The sequence below is a fragment of the Myxococcales bacterium genome, from assembly GCA_023898405.1.
Classification (GTDB): Bacteria; Myxococcota; UBA727; order UBA727; family JABDBI01.
Genome location: CP060221.1, coordinates 1,645,400 through 1,662,553, shown reverse-complemented (window position 1 = coordinate 1,662,553; position 17,154 = coordinate 1,645,400). Strand labels below are relative to the sequence as shown.

General features: G+C 39.1%; 17 protein-coding genes. 10 read left to right on the top strand and 7 right to left on the bottom strand.

Features of this window, described 5'->3' with window-relative positions:
- The first annotated feature begins 176 nt into the window (after positions 1-176).
- Positions 177-1,502 (top strand): aminotransferase class III-fold pyridoxal phosphate-dependent enzyme, encoded by a 1,326-nt coding sequence (locus tag H6731_07570; protein USN50121.1) that lies wholly within the window; start codon positions 177-179, stop codon positions 1,500-1,502.
- Between the two features lie 283 nt (positions 1,503-1,785).
- Here H6731_07570 and H6731_07565 read toward each other — a convergent pair whose 3' ends face one another.
- The 3 genes from H6731_07565 to H6731_07555 form a co-directional block, all read right to left on the bottom strand.
- Positions 1,786-2,415, bottom strand: a complete 630-nt coding sequence (locus H6731_07565; GenBank protein USN50120.1) for an RWP-RK domain-containing protein — start codon at positions 2,413-2,415, stop codon at positions 1,786-1,788.
- A 125-nt stretch (positions 2,416-2,540) separates the two neighbouring features.
- Positions 2,541-3,407, bottom strand: a complete 867-nt coding sequence (locus H6731_07560; GenBank protein ID USN50119.1) for a M23 family metallopeptidase — start codon at positions 3,405-3,407, stop codon at positions 2,541-2,543.
- 65 nt (positions 3,408-3,472) lie between these two features.
- Positions 3,473-4,198 (bottom strand): Stp1/IreP family PP2C-type Ser/Thr phosphatase, encoded by a 726-nt coding sequence (locus H6731_07555; GenBank protein ID USN50118.1) that lies wholly within the window; start codon positions 4,196-4,198, stop codon positions 3,473-3,475.
- Between the two features lie 237 nt (positions 4,199-4,435).
- Between H6731_07555 and H6731_07550 the strand changes: the two genes are divergently transcribed.
- The 4 genes from H6731_07550 (at position 4,436) to H6731_07535 (ending at position 8,963) form a co-directional block, all read left to right on the top strand.
- Positions 4,436-6,640, top strand: a complete 2,205-nt coding sequence (locus H6731_07550; GenBank protein ID USN50117.1) for a hypothetical protein — start codon at positions 4,436-4,438, stop codon at positions 6,638-6,640.
- Between the two features lie 39 nt (positions 6,641-6,679).
- Positions 6,680-7,360, top strand: coding sequence for a radical SAM protein (locus H6731_07545; GenBank protein ID USN51960.1), 681 nt, complete (start codon positions 6,680-6,682; stop codon positions 7,358-7,360).
- A 336-nt stretch (positions 7,361-7,696) separates the two neighbouring features.
- Positions 7,697-8,335, top strand: coding sequence for a hypothetical protein (locus H6731_07540; protein ID USN50116.1), 639 nt, complete (start codon positions 7,697-7,699; stop codon positions 8,333-8,335).
- A gap of 184 nt (positions 8,336-8,519) precedes the next feature.
- On the top strand, positions 8,520-8,963 hold the full coding sequence (locus H6731_07535) for a DoxX family protein (GenBank protein USN50115.1): 444 nt from the start codon (positions 8,520-8,522) through the stop codon (positions 8,961-8,963).
- Positions 8,964-8,972: 9 nt separating this feature from the next.
- Here H6731_07535 and H6731_07530 read toward each other — a convergent pair whose 3' ends face one another.
- Positions 8,973-9,215 carry a hypothetical protein gene (locus H6731_07530; GenBank protein ID USN50114.1) on the bottom strand — a complete coding sequence of 81 codons (243 nt, stop codon included), beginning with the start codon at positions 9,213-9,215 and terminating at the stop codon, positions 8,973-8,975.
- Between the two features lie 133 nt (positions 9,216-9,348).
- Positions 9,349-9,990 carry a hypothetical protein gene (locus tag H6731_07525; protein USN50113.1) on the bottom strand — a complete coding sequence of 214 codons (642 nt, stop codon included), beginning with the start codon at positions 9,988-9,990 and terminating at the stop codon, positions 9,349-9,351.
- Positions 9,991-10,122: 132 nt separating this feature from the next.
- On the opposite strand from H6731_07525, the gene H6731_07520 reads away from it, so the two are divergent.
- Positions 10,123-10,596 carry a hypothetical protein gene (locus H6731_07520; GenBank protein USN50112.1) on the top strand — a complete coding sequence of 158 codons (474 nt, stop codon included), beginning with the start codon at positions 10,123-10,125 and terminating at the stop codon, positions 10,594-10,596.
- On the opposite strand, the gene H6731_07515 is transcribed toward H6731_07520, so the two are convergent.
- Positions 10,581-11,249, bottom strand: a complete 669-nt coding sequence (locus tag H6731_07515; GenBank protein USN50111.1) for a hypothetical protein — start codon at positions 11,247-11,249, stop codon at positions 10,581-10,583. The two genes, H6731_07520 and H6731_07515, sit on opposite strands and share 16 nt — an antisense overlap.
- Before the next feature lie 155 nt (positions 11,250-11,404).
- Between H6731_07515 and H6731_07510 the strand changes: the two genes are divergently transcribed.
- From H6731_07510 to H6731_07495, 4 genes are all read left to right on the top strand, one after another.
- A complete protein-coding gene (locus tag H6731_07510; protein ID USN50110.1) occupies positions 11,405-11,938 on the top strand; it encodes a dCTP deaminase in 534 nt (177 codons plus the stop codon).
- A 509-nt stretch (positions 11,939-12,447) separates the two neighbouring features.
- Positions 12,448-13,815 (top strand): acetyl-CoA carboxylase biotin carboxylase subunit, encoded by a 1,368-nt coding sequence (locus H6731_07505; GenBank protein ID USN50109.1) that lies wholly within the window; start codon positions 12,448-12,450, stop codon positions 13,813-13,815.
- Positions 13,816-13,824: 9 nt separating this feature from the next.
- Positions 13,825-15,540, top strand: a complete 1,716-nt coding sequence (locus H6731_07500; GenBank protein USN50108.1) for a propionyl-CoA carboxylase — start codon at positions 13,825-13,827, stop codon at positions 15,538-15,540.
- Positions 15,541-15,570: 30 nt separating this feature from the next.
- Positions 15,571-16,119 (top strand): hypothetical protein, encoded by a 549-nt coding sequence (locus H6731_07495; protein ID USN50107.1) that lies wholly within the window; start codon positions 15,571-15,573, stop codon positions 16,117-16,119.
- A gap of 27 nt (positions 16,120-16,146) precedes the next feature.
- Here the strand turns inward: H6731_07495 and H6731_07490 are convergent, their stop codons facing one another.
- A complete protein-coding gene (locus H6731_07490; GenBank protein ID USN50106.1) occupies positions 16,147-17,154 on the bottom strand; it encodes a hypothetical protein in 1,008 nt (335 codons plus the stop codon).

Below are 17,154 nucleotides of genomic sequence, written 5' to 3'. Positions count from 1 at the left end.
CCTCGTTATTAAAAATTACAAATTTATTTTTTTTAAACAAGCAGCGAGCACGTAACAAAATTTTATACACCATGGCAAATAATTGCCGAGCAAGCAAAAATTTTATGGAATAAGAAATTATTTTCGAATCCTGCAATACTACAAACACATCCATACTCAGGTTGTTGGAGTTCTCCATGCTTGATGAAAATTTTCTAGGCGACCGCTACAAAAAACATGTTTTTATTCCCTGGCATAAACAAGCAGATATTAGCCCGCAAAAGATAAAAGAAGCTTGCGGCATCTATCTCACTCTCGATTCTGGTGAGCGCTTAATCGATATGAAATCACAAGCATTTTGTGCAAACTTAGGACACAGCCATAAAGGTATGCAACAAGCCATCGCCCATGCTGCTCAAAATGCACAAGTTCTCAGTTCTGAATGGCTTTGTCAGGAGCGCCTGCATCTTGCACAAGATCTTATTCACATAGCACCTAAAAATAATTCTCAACAACTTGAAAAAGTATTTTTTACTCTGGGCGGTGCTGAAGCAAATGAAAACGCTATCAAAATTGCCCGCATGGTAACTAAACGACACAAAATAATTACACGCTTTCGCTCTTATCATGGAGCCACAATCGCCACTATCAATTTAAGCGGCGATTATCGACGCATTCCAGTTGACTACGCTATGAGTGGAGTCATTCGATTTCCCGATCCCTACCCTCGTGGCAGTGGTCAGCACATCGATACCGTAAGACTTTTAGAAGAGATCATCGAAATAGAAGGCGCAGAAACAATCGCTGCTATTATGCTAGAGGGAATCACTGGTGCCAATGGTGTTTTCGTTCCCCCAAAAGACTATTGGCCAAGAATCAGAAAAATTTGCGACGACAATGGAATTATTCTTATCGCTGATGAAGTTTTGTCAGGATTTTGTCGAACTGGAGAATGGTTTGGTGTTGATCACTTTAAAGTTGTGCCCGATATCATGACGCTTTCCAAAGGTTTAACGGCAGGCTACATGCCTTTAGGAGCCTTGCTGGTAAATAAAAATATAGCTGATCATTTTGATCACGAGGTACTCTCGTGCGGACTTACTCAATACGGCCATTCCCTCTCATGTACAGCTGCCCGAGCTGCTATAGGGTTTTATGAAAGTGAAAATATTTTAACTAATGTAAAAGCTCGCGGACTTGAACTTGATCATGCTTTGAAAGAGCTTGCCAAAAATAATCCACTGATCGCTGAAACGCGCTCAATCGGTTTACTGAGCGCTCTTGATCTACAAAAAGCAAACCAAGAGCCTTTGGTTCCCTACCGCGCGAGCAAAGAAGAGCTCAAGCCAGCAATGATTGTACAAAATGCTTTGAAGAAGCAAGGAATCTCGGCACTGGTGCGCTTTTCTACCATTATCCTGGCCCCTCCCTTGATCATCAATAAAAATGAATTGCAGCTGGCTCTAGAAAAAATTACAGATGCTCTTAGAGACTGTTTTGAAAATTATTTTTCGCTGCGCTGAGAAAGCATTTTTGTCTACAATTACTTGTCATCCCCGCGCAGGCGGGGATGACAAGGGACAGCAGTCAAAATGATAGGTGGTCCATCGCACCTTGGCTTGCTTAAAGAAATCAAAAAAACAATAAAGGATTAAAAATAACTATTTATACTATTTATATTTAGTTAGCGATTGTAACTATTTTACTAAAACGGTTTAGAAACACCGCGATTTTGATTTTTAAAACAGTCCCTTAATGCCGCTTACAAAGTACTTTGTTTTTGAAATATTACACAGCATGGGAATTTTATTCTAATTTCGAAAAATCAATTCGAGGGTAGGGCGTAGCCTGATATTTTTGTTTCAGATAACAAAAGAGCTCGTCGTCAGTCATATTATCCAAGTTGCAATCGGGAACCATGTGCTGTTCTTGTTCCTGATTGACATTCACAACAAGGACTTCAGCATTAAGAGGAGCTTGTAATTTTAAAGGACATTTAATTTTTGTTCCTTTGACAATAGTTTTTTGAGGACCTTTTATAGGTTTTTTATCTTTTATTTTTATTTTTTTAGCGCTCTTACCTACCCTCATATAATCACCAGCTATCAGCATGGATCTTTGCTCATCGAGCTCTCTTACTAAAAATTCTGGGTTTTCATATTTCTCAGGATTTTTGCCTATAGCCATAATTCTCTGATTAACGGCTTGAAACTGTCTATGAGGCCATCGCTTAATTCCATTTTGTCGACATATTTTCTTTAGCAAAGTCGTACAAATACTAAGCTCATTTGCCGCGTCCTTTATTGGTAAATGATAGAGACTGGCAAGATCTTCTTTCGTCAGATCGTAAGGCAATTTGTTGTCTAAAAGCCTTTTATCCATTGAAAAAATGGCAAAAGAGCCGATCAGCAAAGACAAAATTAATATTTTTTTCATCTATACTCCGCCATAAAAAATCAAACCTAGTAACAATACATTTAAAACTGATAATGCTTTCCCAATATGTCTACAATTGTAGAGACACATGGAGTTAGGGGAGCAAAAAATCTCATATCAAATATTTAAACATTTTTTTTGCTTGGTTGTGCCAACATAAAATTTTTGGGGTTAATTTTTTTATTTCCCTGTTGAACCTCATAATGCAGATGAGCTCCTCGACATCGTTTTCCGGTATTTCCCAAAAGCCCGATGATCTCTCCTTGCTTCACATGCTGTCCATTTAACACCATCAATTCTTTCATGTGAGCAAAACGAGTAACAAAACCAGAAGGATGCCTAATCTCAACTTTTTTGCCAAAATCTCTGTGATAATTTGCCCTGATCACAACGCCGTCAGCAGGTGAATGGATGGGAGTTCCAAGAGCTCCTGCAATATCAATACCATCATGACGCCTTCTTTTCTTACTGAAAGGATCGATTCTTACACCGAAATTACTGGAAATATAGCCTTGAGCAGGAATAAGACTCGGCACAATTTGAAGCATATTTTCCAGATAAAGCGCGCGACTGAGCAGCAGAGAATTTTCATTTTTACTTTGATAAACATCAAGATCGAGCTTTACCAATGAAACTTCAGGGTTGAGTGCAAAAGTCGATTGATTTTCCTTGCCAAAATTTTTCGTAGCAGTTCTCATGAGTGAAGCTGCTAATTTTATGGCTGTCAGATTGTCAATTGCATTGAGCTTACTGGCGATTTGGCTTTGGAATGATCTGATCTCATCCTGCGACTCATGCAGTTGCGCAACACGCGTATCGATCCACTCAATTTTTTCTCTAAGTGCACTATTTTCTTTCAAAAGATTTTTTATGTAAATATTTTTTTTATTAAGAGATACACTCTGAATAATTGTTATGAGTGTTAAAAAAAATACTATAGCGTACAAAAAATAGCGCGATAAAAAATTTATTGTTCTAAAATTAATTCCCATAAAATACCCATCTTGGCTGAGTAGATGAGCTTATGCCATGGTATTTTATTAAGAGCAATCCACATTTACAAGCTGACCTGAACTAAGATAGCTGTAATATTATCATCACCGCCATTTTTATTGGAATTCTCTATCATCTTATTAATTGCAAAATCAGGTCTTAATGAATTAATTAAACCAACAATTTCACTATCTATAAGCATGTTATTTAAACCATCTGTACACAGCAAAAAGAAATCACCTTTTTTAACCGATAAGGAAAAATGATCGGCTGATACTGTTTTATTATGGCCAATAGCTCTAGTGATAATATTTCTAAGTGCACTTGTGCGTGCTTCATCTGGGCTCATAATTCCAGCTTGGACTTGTTCATTGACCAAAGAATGATCACTAGTAAGCTGATGAATTTGATTATTCCTAATGCAATAAATTCGGCTGTCACCAACATGAGCTATATGCGCTCTTCCATTTTTTACGGCAAGCATGCTAAGCGTTGTACCCATTCCTCTCAAATCGAGATTATCTTGGCTTGCATTAAAAACTCTAAGAGCAGCATTCGCTACAGCACGGGAAAGAGCTTCGCTTATCTCACAACCTTTATCGTATTCACGAATAAATTCACGAGTCGCACTTTCGATAGCAAGCTTTGATGCATGATCGCCAGCGCGATGCCCGCCCATGCCATCGGCAACCACGTAAAGGCCAATCTCATCACTGGCAAAATAACAGTCTTCGTTAGAGCTTCTTTTGCGACCAATATCGCTTTTTGCCCAGGAAATAAGGCTCGCCAAAACAGCGCCCCACACATAAAAGAAAAAGGTTATTGCCTTGGAATCTATTAGCTTGATTAACAATCCGCAAGAGACCAAGGATTGAAGTTTTACAGGAGTTTAGGATTACATAAGAGTGTGGTTCAACTTTTAATTAAGCATCAGTAAAAACAACAAAAAATAAGACACCGAAGTTCACTCATGGTTAATGATAGAAATCAGCGAAAAAAAAACTGCATTAAAAAATAGGAAAATTCTATGACGACAAAGGAAAAATTCTTGGATGTAGGATCTCCACTAAAAAAACAAAATAAATTTGATCTCATATTTTCAAAGCGATCCTTGACTGCACAAAAAAAGCTACTCAGCCATCAAGATAAAAAAAATCTTTTACAAGGAATGCTTGTTACCAGAGCCACCGATAATGCCTTAAAACACATATTTTTATCGGGAGAAATAAAATATTTAGACAAGAGTTTTCAAGGCAAGGGTTTTCGTTCGCTAGGCCAGGAGGCTATCTATGGCGCAGCATATTGGCTCAAGCGAACAAAAATATCAGGTCAGTATCAAGGTGATATTGTAGCGCCATTAATTCGTGATCTTGGAGTTTTTTTGTGCTGCAGCGATCTTGATATAGAAGCCGCTCTTAATGCCCAAGCCGGAAAAATAGGCCTGCCATGCCAAGGAAGAGATTTACACTTAGGTGATTATACAAAAGGCATACTCACACCTGCAGCTCCCCTGGCCATAGCTACCTCTACTCTTATTGGGTTGGCTCTAAGCTTTAAAATAAAAAATCTTCCTCGCATAGCACTCAGTTTTATTGGTGAAGGTGGATCTTCTTTGGGGGAATGGCATGAAGCGATCAACTTTGCCGCAGTAAAAAAACTGCCCATGATTTTTTGCATTGAAAACAATCAAACAGCCTTATCAACACCGCTCAAGGAACAAAGTCGTGTAAATTCTTTTGCAGATAAAGCTGCAGGCTACGGAATTCCTTCCATAGTTTTAGATGGTAATGATGTATGTGAACTTGCAGCTGGATTTAAACTCGTTTGTGACTTCGTTCGCACAGGTAATGGGCCTGTGCTGGTTGAAGTAATAACTATGCGCATGTGTGGACACGCTCATCACGACGACATGCTTTACCTAGGATCCGAACCGAAGCTTAGCTTTGAAATTCCTGCGCTTAACAATCGTACTAAAGACCAAGGCTACGTCGATTCTTCACTTTACGAAGCATGGCGTAAAAAAGATCCTATTACTAATTTTAAAAATACTTTGTTGACAGAAAAGATCATCACCGAAAATTCTTATGAAAATATGAAAAACAAAGCGCTTGAAAAAGTTCAAACAGCCCTTGAATCCATCAAAACACGAGCCTGGCCTCAACTTGAAAACGAAGATGATGAGAGTTTAGTTTATAAGCGCCCCTATCACTTCAATGCACCTCAGAACAAAAAATCTGAGCATTATTTTTTTGATAAGCAGGGATCAACTTATTTGCAAGCAATCTCTCAAGCCGTCAACAGTGCTTTTACGCAGTGGCCTGAATGTTTCCTGATAGGCGAAGATGTAGCATTACCTTACGGCAATGCTTTTATGATGTTTAAATCAACACCTCAAAAATTTGCTGATAGATTTATCAACACTCCCATCAGCGAAAGCGCTATCGTTGGTGCCTGCGCGGGCATGTCACTCGCTGGCATCAAGGCCATCGGAGAAATTCAATTCAACGATTTTATTGCCTGCGCAATGAATCAAGTTGCAAACAATGTTGCTAAACATTATTTCCGTACCGGACTCAATCTGCCTTTGGTTCTACGAATGCCATATGGCGGATTACGCAGGGCTGGACCTTTTCACTCTCAAGACTCCTCAGCTTGGTTTTATCGCTGCCACGGTCTAAAAATAATGGCACCCAGCACCCCTATCGATGCTTATTTTATGCTTTTAAAAGCCATAGAAGATCCTGATCCAGTACTATTTTATGAACATATTAATCTCTATAGAGATCCTAATATAAAACAAATTATTCCTAAACAATCAAACAATACTGCTGGCGCCATGATTATTAAACCAGGATCAGATATAACTATAATCTCTTATGGAGCCTATGTTCACAAAGCATTTAATGCAGCACAAATCCTGTTTAATAAAGACAAAATAAATGCTGAAATTATTGATTTACGCTATCTCAAACCCATTGATTTTGCCACCTGTTATGCCAGCATAAAAAAAACGAGCAAAGTGTTGCTACTCACTGAAGACTCTCAGCAAGGAAGCCTCATGGAAAATATAGCGGGCAGATTGGGACAAGATATGTTTCACCATCTCGATGCCCCAGTTACGGTGCTAGGTTCCCGTAATATACCTGTTCCCTATGCGCCCTCTTTGGAAGATGAGTATCTTGTGAGTGAAAAAACCATCATTGAAAATGTACGTAAGCTCGTTAAATTTTAAGGAGTTGAAGTGCTTTCGTTATCGACCATGCAGCAGAGCATGAAGGAGCGTCTGTCTGTAATAAAAAATAAAACAGATAGAAATAAATTACTGGTTCATGAAATCTACGCTTCTATTCAAGGCGAAAGTTCTCACATGGGCCTTCCCTGTGTTTTTGTTCGCACAACAGGGTGTCATTTACGCTGCTCTTATTGTGATACTCAACATGCTTTTTTTGATGGCAAAGAGATGGACCTCAAGGAAATCATCGATAAAGTACTTTCGTTTGCTATCCCTAAGGTTGAGCTCACCGGTGGTGAGCCCTTGCTACAGCCCGCAAGTTTTAAATTATTGGATGCATTGGTAGATTGCGGCCTGGATGTTCTTTTGGAAACGTCTGGCGCCGTATCGATCAAGAATGTCAATCGGAAGGTCAAAGTTATTTTGGATGTAAAAACACCTTCTTCATCGGAATGCAATAAAAATGTGCTTGCCAATCTGGATCTTTTGTGGCCCGGATGTGAAGTAAAATTTGTCATCGCAACTGAAGAAGATTATCGCTTTGCCAAAGAATTTGTGAAAACTCATAAACTTTCTGAGCGCACCCATGTTCTCTTTTCTCCTGTTCTCTCTTCGATCAGGGCTACCGATTTAGCTGATATGATCATACAAGATAAACTCAATGTTCGCTTTCAAATGCAGCTTCATCGAATATTATGGGGAGAAGAGCCGGGAAAATAATTGTTTACATATGGTGCTCATAAAAGCTTGTTAAGAGACAGGACGGAAAGCACACAAACTCGGTTGCCAACATCGAAGTTAAAAAGTATTTCAGACCTGTTTGTGTCTTAGAGACTGTTTTGAAAATATTTACCAAGCCTTTTTGTCCATTTTTCTTGTGGTCTACAATAATTTTTTGGCAATATGCTCGATATTCCCTGAAGTTTTTTTGTTGGCAACAAAAAAAGTATCCTTAAAAAATCATTCGGCATCTATTTACAAAACACTTTCTCAGTTAGTTCCTAACAGCTGCCACAAGTAAGGCGGTTTTTTTATTCAAGCTTTTCGGAGAAAATTATGCTTAAAGCTCATTTAGTTGATCTTGCGGTTAAAACTATTTACCGCGCTCAAGAAACCAAAGAAAAAATCAAAAAAAATCTCAAAGCCGACGTTGTACAAGCCTACGTTAGCACTATTAAAGATGTTGCGGTATGGGCCATAGAAAACCATTTAAAATCTGAAACAAAAAATCAGAATAATTCGCCAAAAAATGATGCAAAATCTCAAAATACCCAAAACACTTCTGAACCAGTCAAAAGCCCAGCCCCAAAAACCGTTAAAAAAATTCGCAAGAGCTCCATACGCCCGGCCAACGAAATTATTTCAACTCGAGCCGAACAAATCATGCAACATTTAAAAAAATCTAAAGCAAAGATGGTCAAAAGTACGGAAGAGATTAACGGCAAAAAAAGCTTGGCCTATCTGGTATGGTCTTTAGGTCATGCAAAGCGCGCCAAAATAAAAAATGGTATTTCCATTCATGATGTAAGCGCCCTCTTGTACCGTGCAAGCAAAATTGAATTGTACCCCATCAATATTTCTAGGGTCGTTCACAGCAATCAGAATTTGCTTAAACAGGTGGGACAAGAAAAATCAACTAAGACGTATCTTTTAACTGAGCTTGGAGAAAAAACTTTCCAAGAAAAATTTCTCTAACAAACTGAAATTGCACTGAAAAATTTTTGAGCGCCAGCTATCTTTAGGAATTTTCTTTTTGATAGCTGCGCTCTTTTTTGCATTCAGATTTTAACCCACTGATATCATTATTTTTTTTCTTTTGTGCCAAACAGAAGCTCCGTTGTTAGGTAATCGTGTGGAGACTTCTTGATGGTAATGGCTTATGAAAACTGATCATATTATTACGATGCTCAAAAATAATCGCGACATGTGTATCGAAACTCTGCGAATTTATTTGGGAATTGGATTGATTTTAAAGGGCTTGCAGTTTCTTTTTAATCATCAGCTTGCCACCGAATATATGAACCGCTTATCTCTGCCTTTTTTCGACTTTTTATCCATCCACCTCATAGTAGTTATTCATTTGGCGGGCGGTTTTTTACTTGCTATCGGCCTGATTACCAGAATCGCAGCATTGATACAGGTGCCACTTTTATTTGGCGCGATTTTCTTCGTCCATATGCAGCAGGGCCTTTTTTCTAAGGAGCAAAGCCTAGAATTTGTTATCCTCGTCCTTTTTTTGCTACTGATATTTTCCGTCTACGGCGGGGGGCGACTATCGGTCGATTATTACCTCGAAAAAAGAAAGAAAAGAAAAATATCCTGAGCAAGCTGATTAAGTTCTATCTTTTGCCGCATGGTTCTGGCATCGGCGAGCCATATCGTTTAAGTAATCTTCCAAAAAATCAATCAGGTCTTCTTCAGCATTTTGCTTTCGTTTGCGTAGAGCAAAGTCTATACAATCAGAAAGCGACGGCCGCCCTCTTAAGCCATCAAGCGACCAATATCTCTGACGCCATAATTGACCAAACATAAGTAAAAGAGCTTCTTTTTCTTGATTATTTAGAAATGCTGTCAATATTTCACCCTCCTCATCACCTACAACACATGAGATTGTAGAAAATGAGGACGAGGCGAGCAAATTTTATGAAAACTTTGAGACTATTGATTCAAAAATTTCTAATTTACAAACTTAGAGACTGTTTTAAACTCTACCAAGCATAACCTAAGCTTATATCGTAGCCATAAGTAAATTCATAACGAGCAGAGTTAGCATACAGTTTTTTAGCTATGGAGTTTTTTTCTTTTAAGCGATTGGCAAGTCCATCCTCTACCTTTGGCTCATTTTTTAGGTGGAAGCCCATGCCGGCTGAAAGGGCAGTGCTTAGATAAAAACCATTATCCCAATACCAGCTGTATCCTGCAAGCAGCGTAGGCAAGAGGCTTATCCTGTTGCTATCTACAAGACTTCCCTGCTGAGCCGACAATTTAAATTTATTGATCGACACCTCGATACGGGGCTCGACAAAAAAGCCATCTACCAAACCATTCCTATTGAGCAAAAAACGCGCACCAAGTCCTCCGCCTCCAAAAAGCAAAGATGACTCATAGCTATCATGGGCAATCACCGCCATGGTTTTAAAAGACGAAAGCTTGGTCCAGTCGGTTCCAAAAAAGAATGGCAGCGTAATAGCAAGGTAATCCTTGAGCTTATAATGCAACGATCCGTTTAACGAAGCGTGAACGGCTGATACGGGATTTACTGAAAAAGTAAACTTTCTGGCTTTATTTTGAGCAAAACCAACAGTCGATAAGCTCATAAAAATAATTGCCGCAATGATTTTTTTTTGCATAATTCTCCTCGTGATAAAGATTAAAGATACGGATAGTTGATGCTCTTTTACCTGTCTAGTTAGTTAGGTAAGGAGACGAAATCAGAATGATAAAGAACACGCTTTTGGCGTTAAATAGGGAGAAAAATTTTTATGAAAACCCGTTTAATCATTGTTTGTTTCTTGGCTCTTTCCTTTTCGCTTTTAAGCGCAAAACCTTCCGATTATTCTTTTTCATTTAAAGATGATTTTTCTATTGAAATAACAAAGAATGAAAAATTTAAACTGCATTTAGTAGGACACAAAGACGAAGTACTCGCTGCTGCTTATGACCCAATTCGTAATCAGATAGTTTCGTACTCAAAAGATAACACAATTAATATCTGGGATAGTCGTAAGGGTAGATTACTAAAAAGCTTTAATACGACCCTCAGAGCTTCGCCCATTTCAGCTCATATTGATGCTAACAATTATGAAATAGTGATAAACACTTCAAGCCAACGATTCTTAGTACCCTTGGCAAGCTCTGATGTTAGACATCGGACTCATTATGTGACGGAAGATCAAATAGATATTTGTGGCCTTATTGAACTTGCTCTCCCTCTTTTTATCTATTCCCGTCTGTAACGGAAATGCCTATCGCTACTTGATCTTTGTCTATCATCATATCGATCTGAAGAACTGCTTTGGTCACGACTTCGACTAAAGCGGTTTTGAATATCCCTAATGTCATCTAAAAGATAGCGCGGTGCCTCTCTATACATCTCATCAAAAGAATTATTGAGATCAAAATAAATATCTGAAGTTAATCGATAAGATTCATCAGCGATTTTCTTTAATTGCTCAATATCGCTGTTGGACATGGCTATATTTGCATCCACCTGCCCTAAAATAATAGCTGCACTCAAATTGATTTTGCTTACCCACTGAAGCCGGCTTCGGTCAACAAGATCAGTGAGTCTGGCTCCCTGAGAATCTGACACCGCAGACATTTTACGAAAGAGTTTTGCTATTAAGTTTAAGCGATATGTTTCATTTTCTTGCAAAGGCTCATCGATACGTTCGGCACGCATCAAACTAAAAACAACTTCTGGAGAAATATCATCGATACACGTACTCCTATCATCGCGATTTGGCAGGGCTGTGAGCGGTGTCTGATAAGTTTTTTGTGGAGTAGGCACAACAGTGACCGTTCTTATGGGAATTCCTGCAAATTTTGCCATGAGCATGCTCGACTGCACAAAAAGCATAAAAAATGCGATAACTATCGATAAATTCATAACTATTTCCCTAAAAAATAATTCAGATTTAGCAAATATACTTCAGCATGACCTAACATCTGAAAGATAAATTTTCAGATTAAAAAAATTTCCCCTTCAGATTTTTTCTAAAACTGTCATAAGTCTTTGGTCTAACCTATTTTTGAGATCAACTTATGATTTTATCCGACCAAGCAATCAAAGAAGAAATAAGCAAGGGCAGCATTGTCATCGAACCATTTAGAGAGAACTGTCTAGGAACAAATAGCTATGATGTGCACTTAGCCAAAACTTTGGCACTCTATGATGTCACTGTGCTTGATGCCAAAAAAGCTAATCCCATCACTTATTTTGAAATTCCTGCTGAAGGATATGTCTTAACACCGGATAAACTCTATCTTGGCGTGACTGAGGAATATACCGAAACTCTTCATCATGTTCCTTTCTTAGAAGGAAAATCTAGCGTCGGGCGCCTTGGGATTGATATTCATGCCACTGCTGGCAAGGGTGATGTTGGTTTTAAAAATTATTGGACTTTGGAAATATCGGTAAAAATGCCCGTACGCGTCTATGCTGGCATGCCCATCGGACAAATAATTTATTTCGAAACCAAGGGCGCGGTCCTCACACCCTATGACCGCAAGGCAAGCGCCAAATATAACGAGAAAAGCCCCCTGCCAAAAGAATCGCAGATGTGGCGAAATTTCTGATCCTTTCAGCTTTTGGCTATAAGAGACTTTTTCGAAAATAATTTTTTGCCCAAGCTCCTAGCCATGCTGCGGCAAAAAATTTAAGCAGAGCGACAAAAGTCAGCTGTGGTACCAGTATCTAACAGTCGAGGCAAGGTAATTTGTGAACACCAAAGCCAATTAAATGAAAAGTATTTAACGAAGCCTTTTTGCTTATTGCTCTGTGATGAACAAAAAAAATTTCCTCAAAAATCATTTGCTTAATACTTGCAAAACAGTCTCCTAGATCAAATGAAATAAAGGATAGCCCAAGCAAAGTTGAACTAGATTTCTTCATAGTGGTAACTCCAAAATTTATGAAAGTAAAAATAAGCCCTCAGGGCAACTCAATGGTTTTAATATTGGAGTCAAGTAACTATGGTGCTGCACAGTAATTCTGTAGATCTGCTATAAAAAACTCACTGTTGTTGGTTTTTTGCTCACTTCTTCGCGAGTGGAGTACCTAAGGCAGTATTAAAAAAGGGAAGTCCATGTTCAAACGTGTACTAGTGGCCAACCGTGGCGAGATTGCCAGACGAATTATTCGCACCCTCACGAAGATGGGTATCGAGTCGGTAGCAATTTTTAGCGAGGCAGACAAAGACTGTGCCTATTTAAAAGAAGCCAACAAAAGCATCTGCATTGGACCGAGCATAGCTAAAGAAAGTTACCTTTGTGAGGATGCTATTTTGCAAGCGGCTCTACAGAATGAATGCGATGCGCTCCATCCTGGATTTGGATTTTTATCAGAGAATGCAATCTTTGCAGCGAGATGTGCTCAGCAAAAACTGAGTTTCATCGGACCATCTCCCCATCACCTATCCTTGATGGGAAATAAAGCAAAAGCGCGATCGGTTATGGCAGATCTAGGGGTACCAACACTTATTGGTTCTAAAGATATTTTGGAAAACTCAGAAGAGGCCTTAAGCAAAGCCTCTGAGTTGGGCTATCCGGTGCTTTTGAAAGCTCGCTCTGGCGGTGGCGGCAAAGGTATGCGTTTGGTCAATAACTTTCAAGAAATGCCCAATGCATTTATGGAAGCAAGCAGAGAAGCTCAGGCATCATTCAATGACGAAAAACTCTATGTAGAAAAATATATCAAGCAAGCTCGCCACATTGAGTTTCAAGTTTTATGTGATCACTTTGACAATGTGATGTGCCTTGGTGAACGCGAATGCTCAGTGCAAAGACGCAATCAAAAATTATTAGAGGAAACTCCCGCCAATGGCCTGAGTGAAGAACTTAGAAAAAGCATCATAGATATTATCACCGTTGCACTCAAAAAAATCGGCTACCATAATGCTGGAACATTGGAATTTTTACTAAGCGATGATGGCCGCCTTTATTTTATGGAAATGAATACACGCATTCAGGTGGAGCATGGCATCAGCGAACTTGTCACAGGTATTGATATTGTTGAATGGCAAGTGCGCATTGCTGCTAATGAAATGATTACATTAAAGCAAGATGAAATTAATTTTCATGGTCATGCAATCGAGTGTCGTATCAATTCTGAAGATCCTGCTCATGATTTTGCTCCTAGTCCAGGAAAAATCACCCACCTTCACCTACCTCCATCAAATTTTACAGGCCCTGTGCGTATCGACACCTATGTGATTGATAATTTTAATATCGTGCCCTTTTATGATTCAATGTTAGCCAAGGTCCTCACTCATGGAGCAACACGAGAAGAAGCCCTTGCTTTGATGGAAAAAACTCTTGATGAAATCTCGATTCAAGGCATAAAAACCACCATCGACTTTCATAAAGCCATTTTGGCAAACAACGATTTTAGAAAAGGCAGCTACGACTGCAGCTTTATCGAAAAAAATATTTCTAGCCTCTTATCAAAATTCTAGGAGCGTGTGATGGCCAAACTTTTTTTTCATCCTCTCGGTAGCGCCATAGATGTAGAAGATCAAAGCTTTCAAGAAAACTGCAAAGACATGGCCTCGCTTGAAGAAACACTTACTCAAAAGCGTATCTCTGTGAAAAACGGTTGGGGAAAAAAATATCAGGAACGCGTTCAAGCAAAAAATAAACTCACCGCCTATCAACGGCTTGAATCACTGTGCGATGCTAAGGAAAAAATTCTTTTCATCAATAGTTTTGTCAATGATGGAATTATGTTTGGTGAGGGTTCACAACAAAAAACCTGTCCTAATGCGGGAGTGCTCACTGCATTTGTACAGATTCATGACCGCTGGACCATAGTCATTGCCAATGACAACACCGTTGCATCTGGCGCATGGTGGCCAAAAACGCCTGAAAAAATCATCCGCGCTCAGGAAATTGCCTTAAAACTTAGCCTGCCCGTAATTTATTTGGTTGATTGCTCCGGACTTTTTTTACCAGAACAAAGCAAAAGCTTTCCAGGAAAAACCGGGGCTGGTCATATTTTTAAAATGAATAGCCTCCTTAGTAATCAAGGGATCCCGCAGATAGCGGGAGTCTGCGGTGATTGTATTGCTGGAGGCGGATATATGCCTATCATATCTGATCGCGTCTACATGACTGAGCAGGCATACATGGTGATTGCTGGTGCAGCCCTTATCCGCGGGGCTAAAAGCCAACACCTAAGTTCTCATGATATCGGCGGTCCTCATGTGCACGTACATATTTCCAACTGTGCCGATGAAAGAGTGCCTGATGATCACACCATGCTGATAAAAATTCGTGAAGAGATAAGAAAACTTCCAAGCAGTGCAAATACGTACTATAGAAGTGATAGTTCAAGTGAACCACCTAAATATGCAACAAAGGAAATCGCTGGCATTCTGCCAATATCACCCAAAAAAAGTTATGACATCAGACAGGTGATTGCTCGCCTCATCGATGACAGTCTCTTTTGGGAATTTGATAAAGAAAAAGGCCAAGAGGTGGTATGTGGCATTGCAAAAGTATCTGGACTTTTTGTTGGTTTTTTAGCCAATTCTCAAGAATTATTTGCTCACCCCGAAAAATTTGGCCAACAACGTCCTGGGGGAATTTTATATCGTGACGGAGTAAAAAAATTATCCCGTTTTTGTCGTGTACTCAATGATGATGGTATTCCCATGGTGTGGCTACAAGATGTTTCAGGTTTTGATGTTGGAGCAGAAGCTGAAAAGCAAGGACTGCTCAGCTACGGATCGAGCTTGATCTATGCCAACTCAACCCATAACACTCCCATGATGACTGTCTTACTAAGAAAAGCTTCGGGTGCTGGCTATTACGCCATGGCCGGTATGCCTTATGATCCTGTATTACAAATCAGCACTCCATGCTCTAGGCTTGCGGTCATGGAAGGACAAACTTTAGCGATTGGCGCATTCAATACCAAGCTCGATGATAATTTTGCCATTATGAGCAAAGATCCTGAAGAACGAAAACAGATCGAAGCAGGTATGAACCAGGTAATCGAACGCATCGAAAGGGATATGGATCCTTACAAAGCCGCACTTAATCTCGATACCGATGAAGTGGTAGCAGTTGGAGAAATCCGCCGCTATTTGGAATGCTTTGTCGAATGCACATACCAAAATATTGGCAAGAGAAGAATAAAAAATTCTCGCATTTGGTCATTACACGATATGGATCAGTAGAATTTTGTAAACAGTTTCCAAAGGTGAGCAATGTCTAGAAAATTAGTATGTCCTATTGAGATTGTCGATGATCACATAAAAATTTTAAGCCCACGCATCGGAATTTTCAAAGCACAAAAAAAAAATGAAAATAAAATAAGCGGTGGGGAAATTTTTGGCCAACTCTTTATCCTAGGGCAGAATTACTCTCTCGTTTTGCCACCACAGCTTTCAGGCCGAATAAAAAGCTTCTCGTCCAATGAAAATATCTTTGATGTGGCTTTCAAAGATGAAATTATGACTGTCCTTGCTGAAAATTTAACCACATCACAAAAAAAAGAATCGAGTCAACATACCCATGACTCCTACATCAAAGCAAGCATGGATGGGCTTTTCTATATTTCTCCTTCTCCTCAAAGTCCGCCCTTTGTAAAAATAGGTGATGAAATAAAACCAGGCCAAACGATAGGTCTTATAGAAGTGATGAAAAGTTTTTATCCTATGAAATATCAAGGCAACACCAGCGTTTGCTTGGTAGATATCTTAATCGAAAATGCCACACCCATAAGCTGTGGCATAAAAATTTATAGAGTCAAATAACAAAAAAACTTGATACCCTTAATACATTTAATCAAGTTTTTCTAAGCTAAGGAAGCGACCTCTAACAATATCTAAAAATACTCGAGTAACTTCATTGTCCTTATCAAGAACATCGATTGCATATGCGGGCTCATCATCTTTTAAAGTAAGCTCAATGGATTTTACTGAATCGCTGTTGGAAACTTTATCAAGCGCATTTTTTTTTGCTTGTTCTTCATTGAAATTAATTTTTAGCTCTGGATAGCTAATATTCATGCTTGCACTCGAATGATTATCTTCGATTCTTGTAAGTTCAACCTTTCCAAAACTATCCGGTATAAGCTCAGCTGAAAAATTTCCTACATCTTTGCAATAGTATCGTTGAAACTGTCGAGGATGATCACCCAATATATAATTTCCTATTTTCAGACAGTTATTTAATTGACCGCGGATACGGGGAAAATTCTCTCCGACAGCTAGTACTTCGGCTTTTTCTTGATCACTTCCGTTAAAAGAGACTGCAAATTCTTCTCCCACCTTCGGGGCGCCAGGTATGAAAATGCCAGCTTTTGCGTTGTTTTCTTCGGCAAACCATTCTCTACCCCGGCTTTTTAAATAGCCTCCAAAAATATTAAGCTCCTGTTGGCCCAAATGCCAGACATTGCCACTTTCATCCTGCGCAAACCAATCCTTAGCATCGCTTACTAAGCTTCCATCGTGCCATTCTCTGCTCCAGGTAGCAAAAGCTTCGACCCCGGCAATTTCTCTTTTTTGGTCTGTAGCAAGAATCTCCTTATGAATTTTTACGCCATCAGCACTAACACCATCGTAGAAATATTTACGTCCTGGGCTCAGACTAAAAAAGGGATTGCTTACATCTGAAATAAAATTATCAGGTTGAAACTCTGGAGATGTTTTTTCTTCTTTGATTTGTTTGTTATCGATTTCTGAATTTTCTGCCCACTCTGCTGTTCTTCCTGCAAGCTCTATATTTTTAGCTTCTTGACAACCTGCATTGAAAATTAATAGCAGCACATAAAATTGTGATTGCTTCAA

Excerpts from the sequence above, each read along its gene's own strand:
- H6731_07570 (USN50121.1), top strand. The coding sequence starts at position 177 with ATGCTTGATGAAAATTTTCTAGGCGACCGCTACAAAAAACATGTTTTT.
- H6731_07565 (USN50120.1), bottom strand. The coding sequence starts at position 2,415 with ATGAAAAAAATATTAATTTTGTCTTTGCTGATCGGCTCTTTTGCCATT.
- H6731_07560 (USN50119.1), bottom strand. The coding sequence starts at position 3,407 with ATGGGAATTAATTTTAGAACAATAAATTTTTTATCGCGCTATTTTTTG.
- H6731_07550 (USN50117.1), top strand. The coding sequence starts at position 4,436 with ATGACGACAAAGGAAAAATTCTTGGATGTAGGATCTCCACTAAAAAAA.
- H6731_07545 (USN51960.1), top strand. The coding sequence starts at position 6,680 with ATGAAGGAGCGTCTGTCTGTAATAAAAAATAAAACAGATAGAAATAAA.
- H6731_07540 (USN50116.1), top strand. The coding sequence starts at position 7,697 with ATGCTTAAAGCTCATTTAGTTGATCTTGCGGTTAAAACTATTTACCGC.
- H6731_07535 (USN50115.1), top strand. The coding sequence starts at position 8,520 with ATGAAAACTGATCATATTATTACGATGCTCAAAAATAATCGCGACATG.
- H6731_07525 (USN50113.1), bottom strand. The coding sequence starts at position 9,990 with ATGCAAAAAAAAATCATTGCGGCAATTATTTTTATGAGCTTATCGACT.
- H6731_07520 (USN50112.1), top strand. The coding sequence starts at position 10,123 with ATGAAAACCCGTTTAATCATTGTTTGTTTCTTGGCTCTTTCCTTTTCG.
- H6731_07515 (USN50111.1), bottom strand. The coding sequence starts at position 11,249 with ATGAATTTATCGATAGTTATCGCATTTTTTATGCTTTTTGTGCAGTCG.
- H6731_07510 (USN50110.1), top strand. The coding sequence starts at position 11,405 with ATGATTTTATCCGACCAAGCAATCAAAGAAGAAATAAGCAAGGGCAGC.
- H6731_07505 (USN50109.1), top strand. The coding sequence starts at position 12,448 with ATGTTCAAACGTGTACTAGTGGCCAACCGTGGCGAGATTGCCAGACGA.
- H6731_07500 (USN50108.1), top strand. The coding sequence starts at position 13,825 with ATGGCCAAACTTTTTTTTCATCCTCTCGGTAGCGCCATAGATGTAGAA.
- H6731_07495 (USN50107.1), top strand. The coding sequence starts at position 15,571 with ATGTCTAGAAAATTAGTATGTCCTATTGAGATTGTCGATGATCACATA.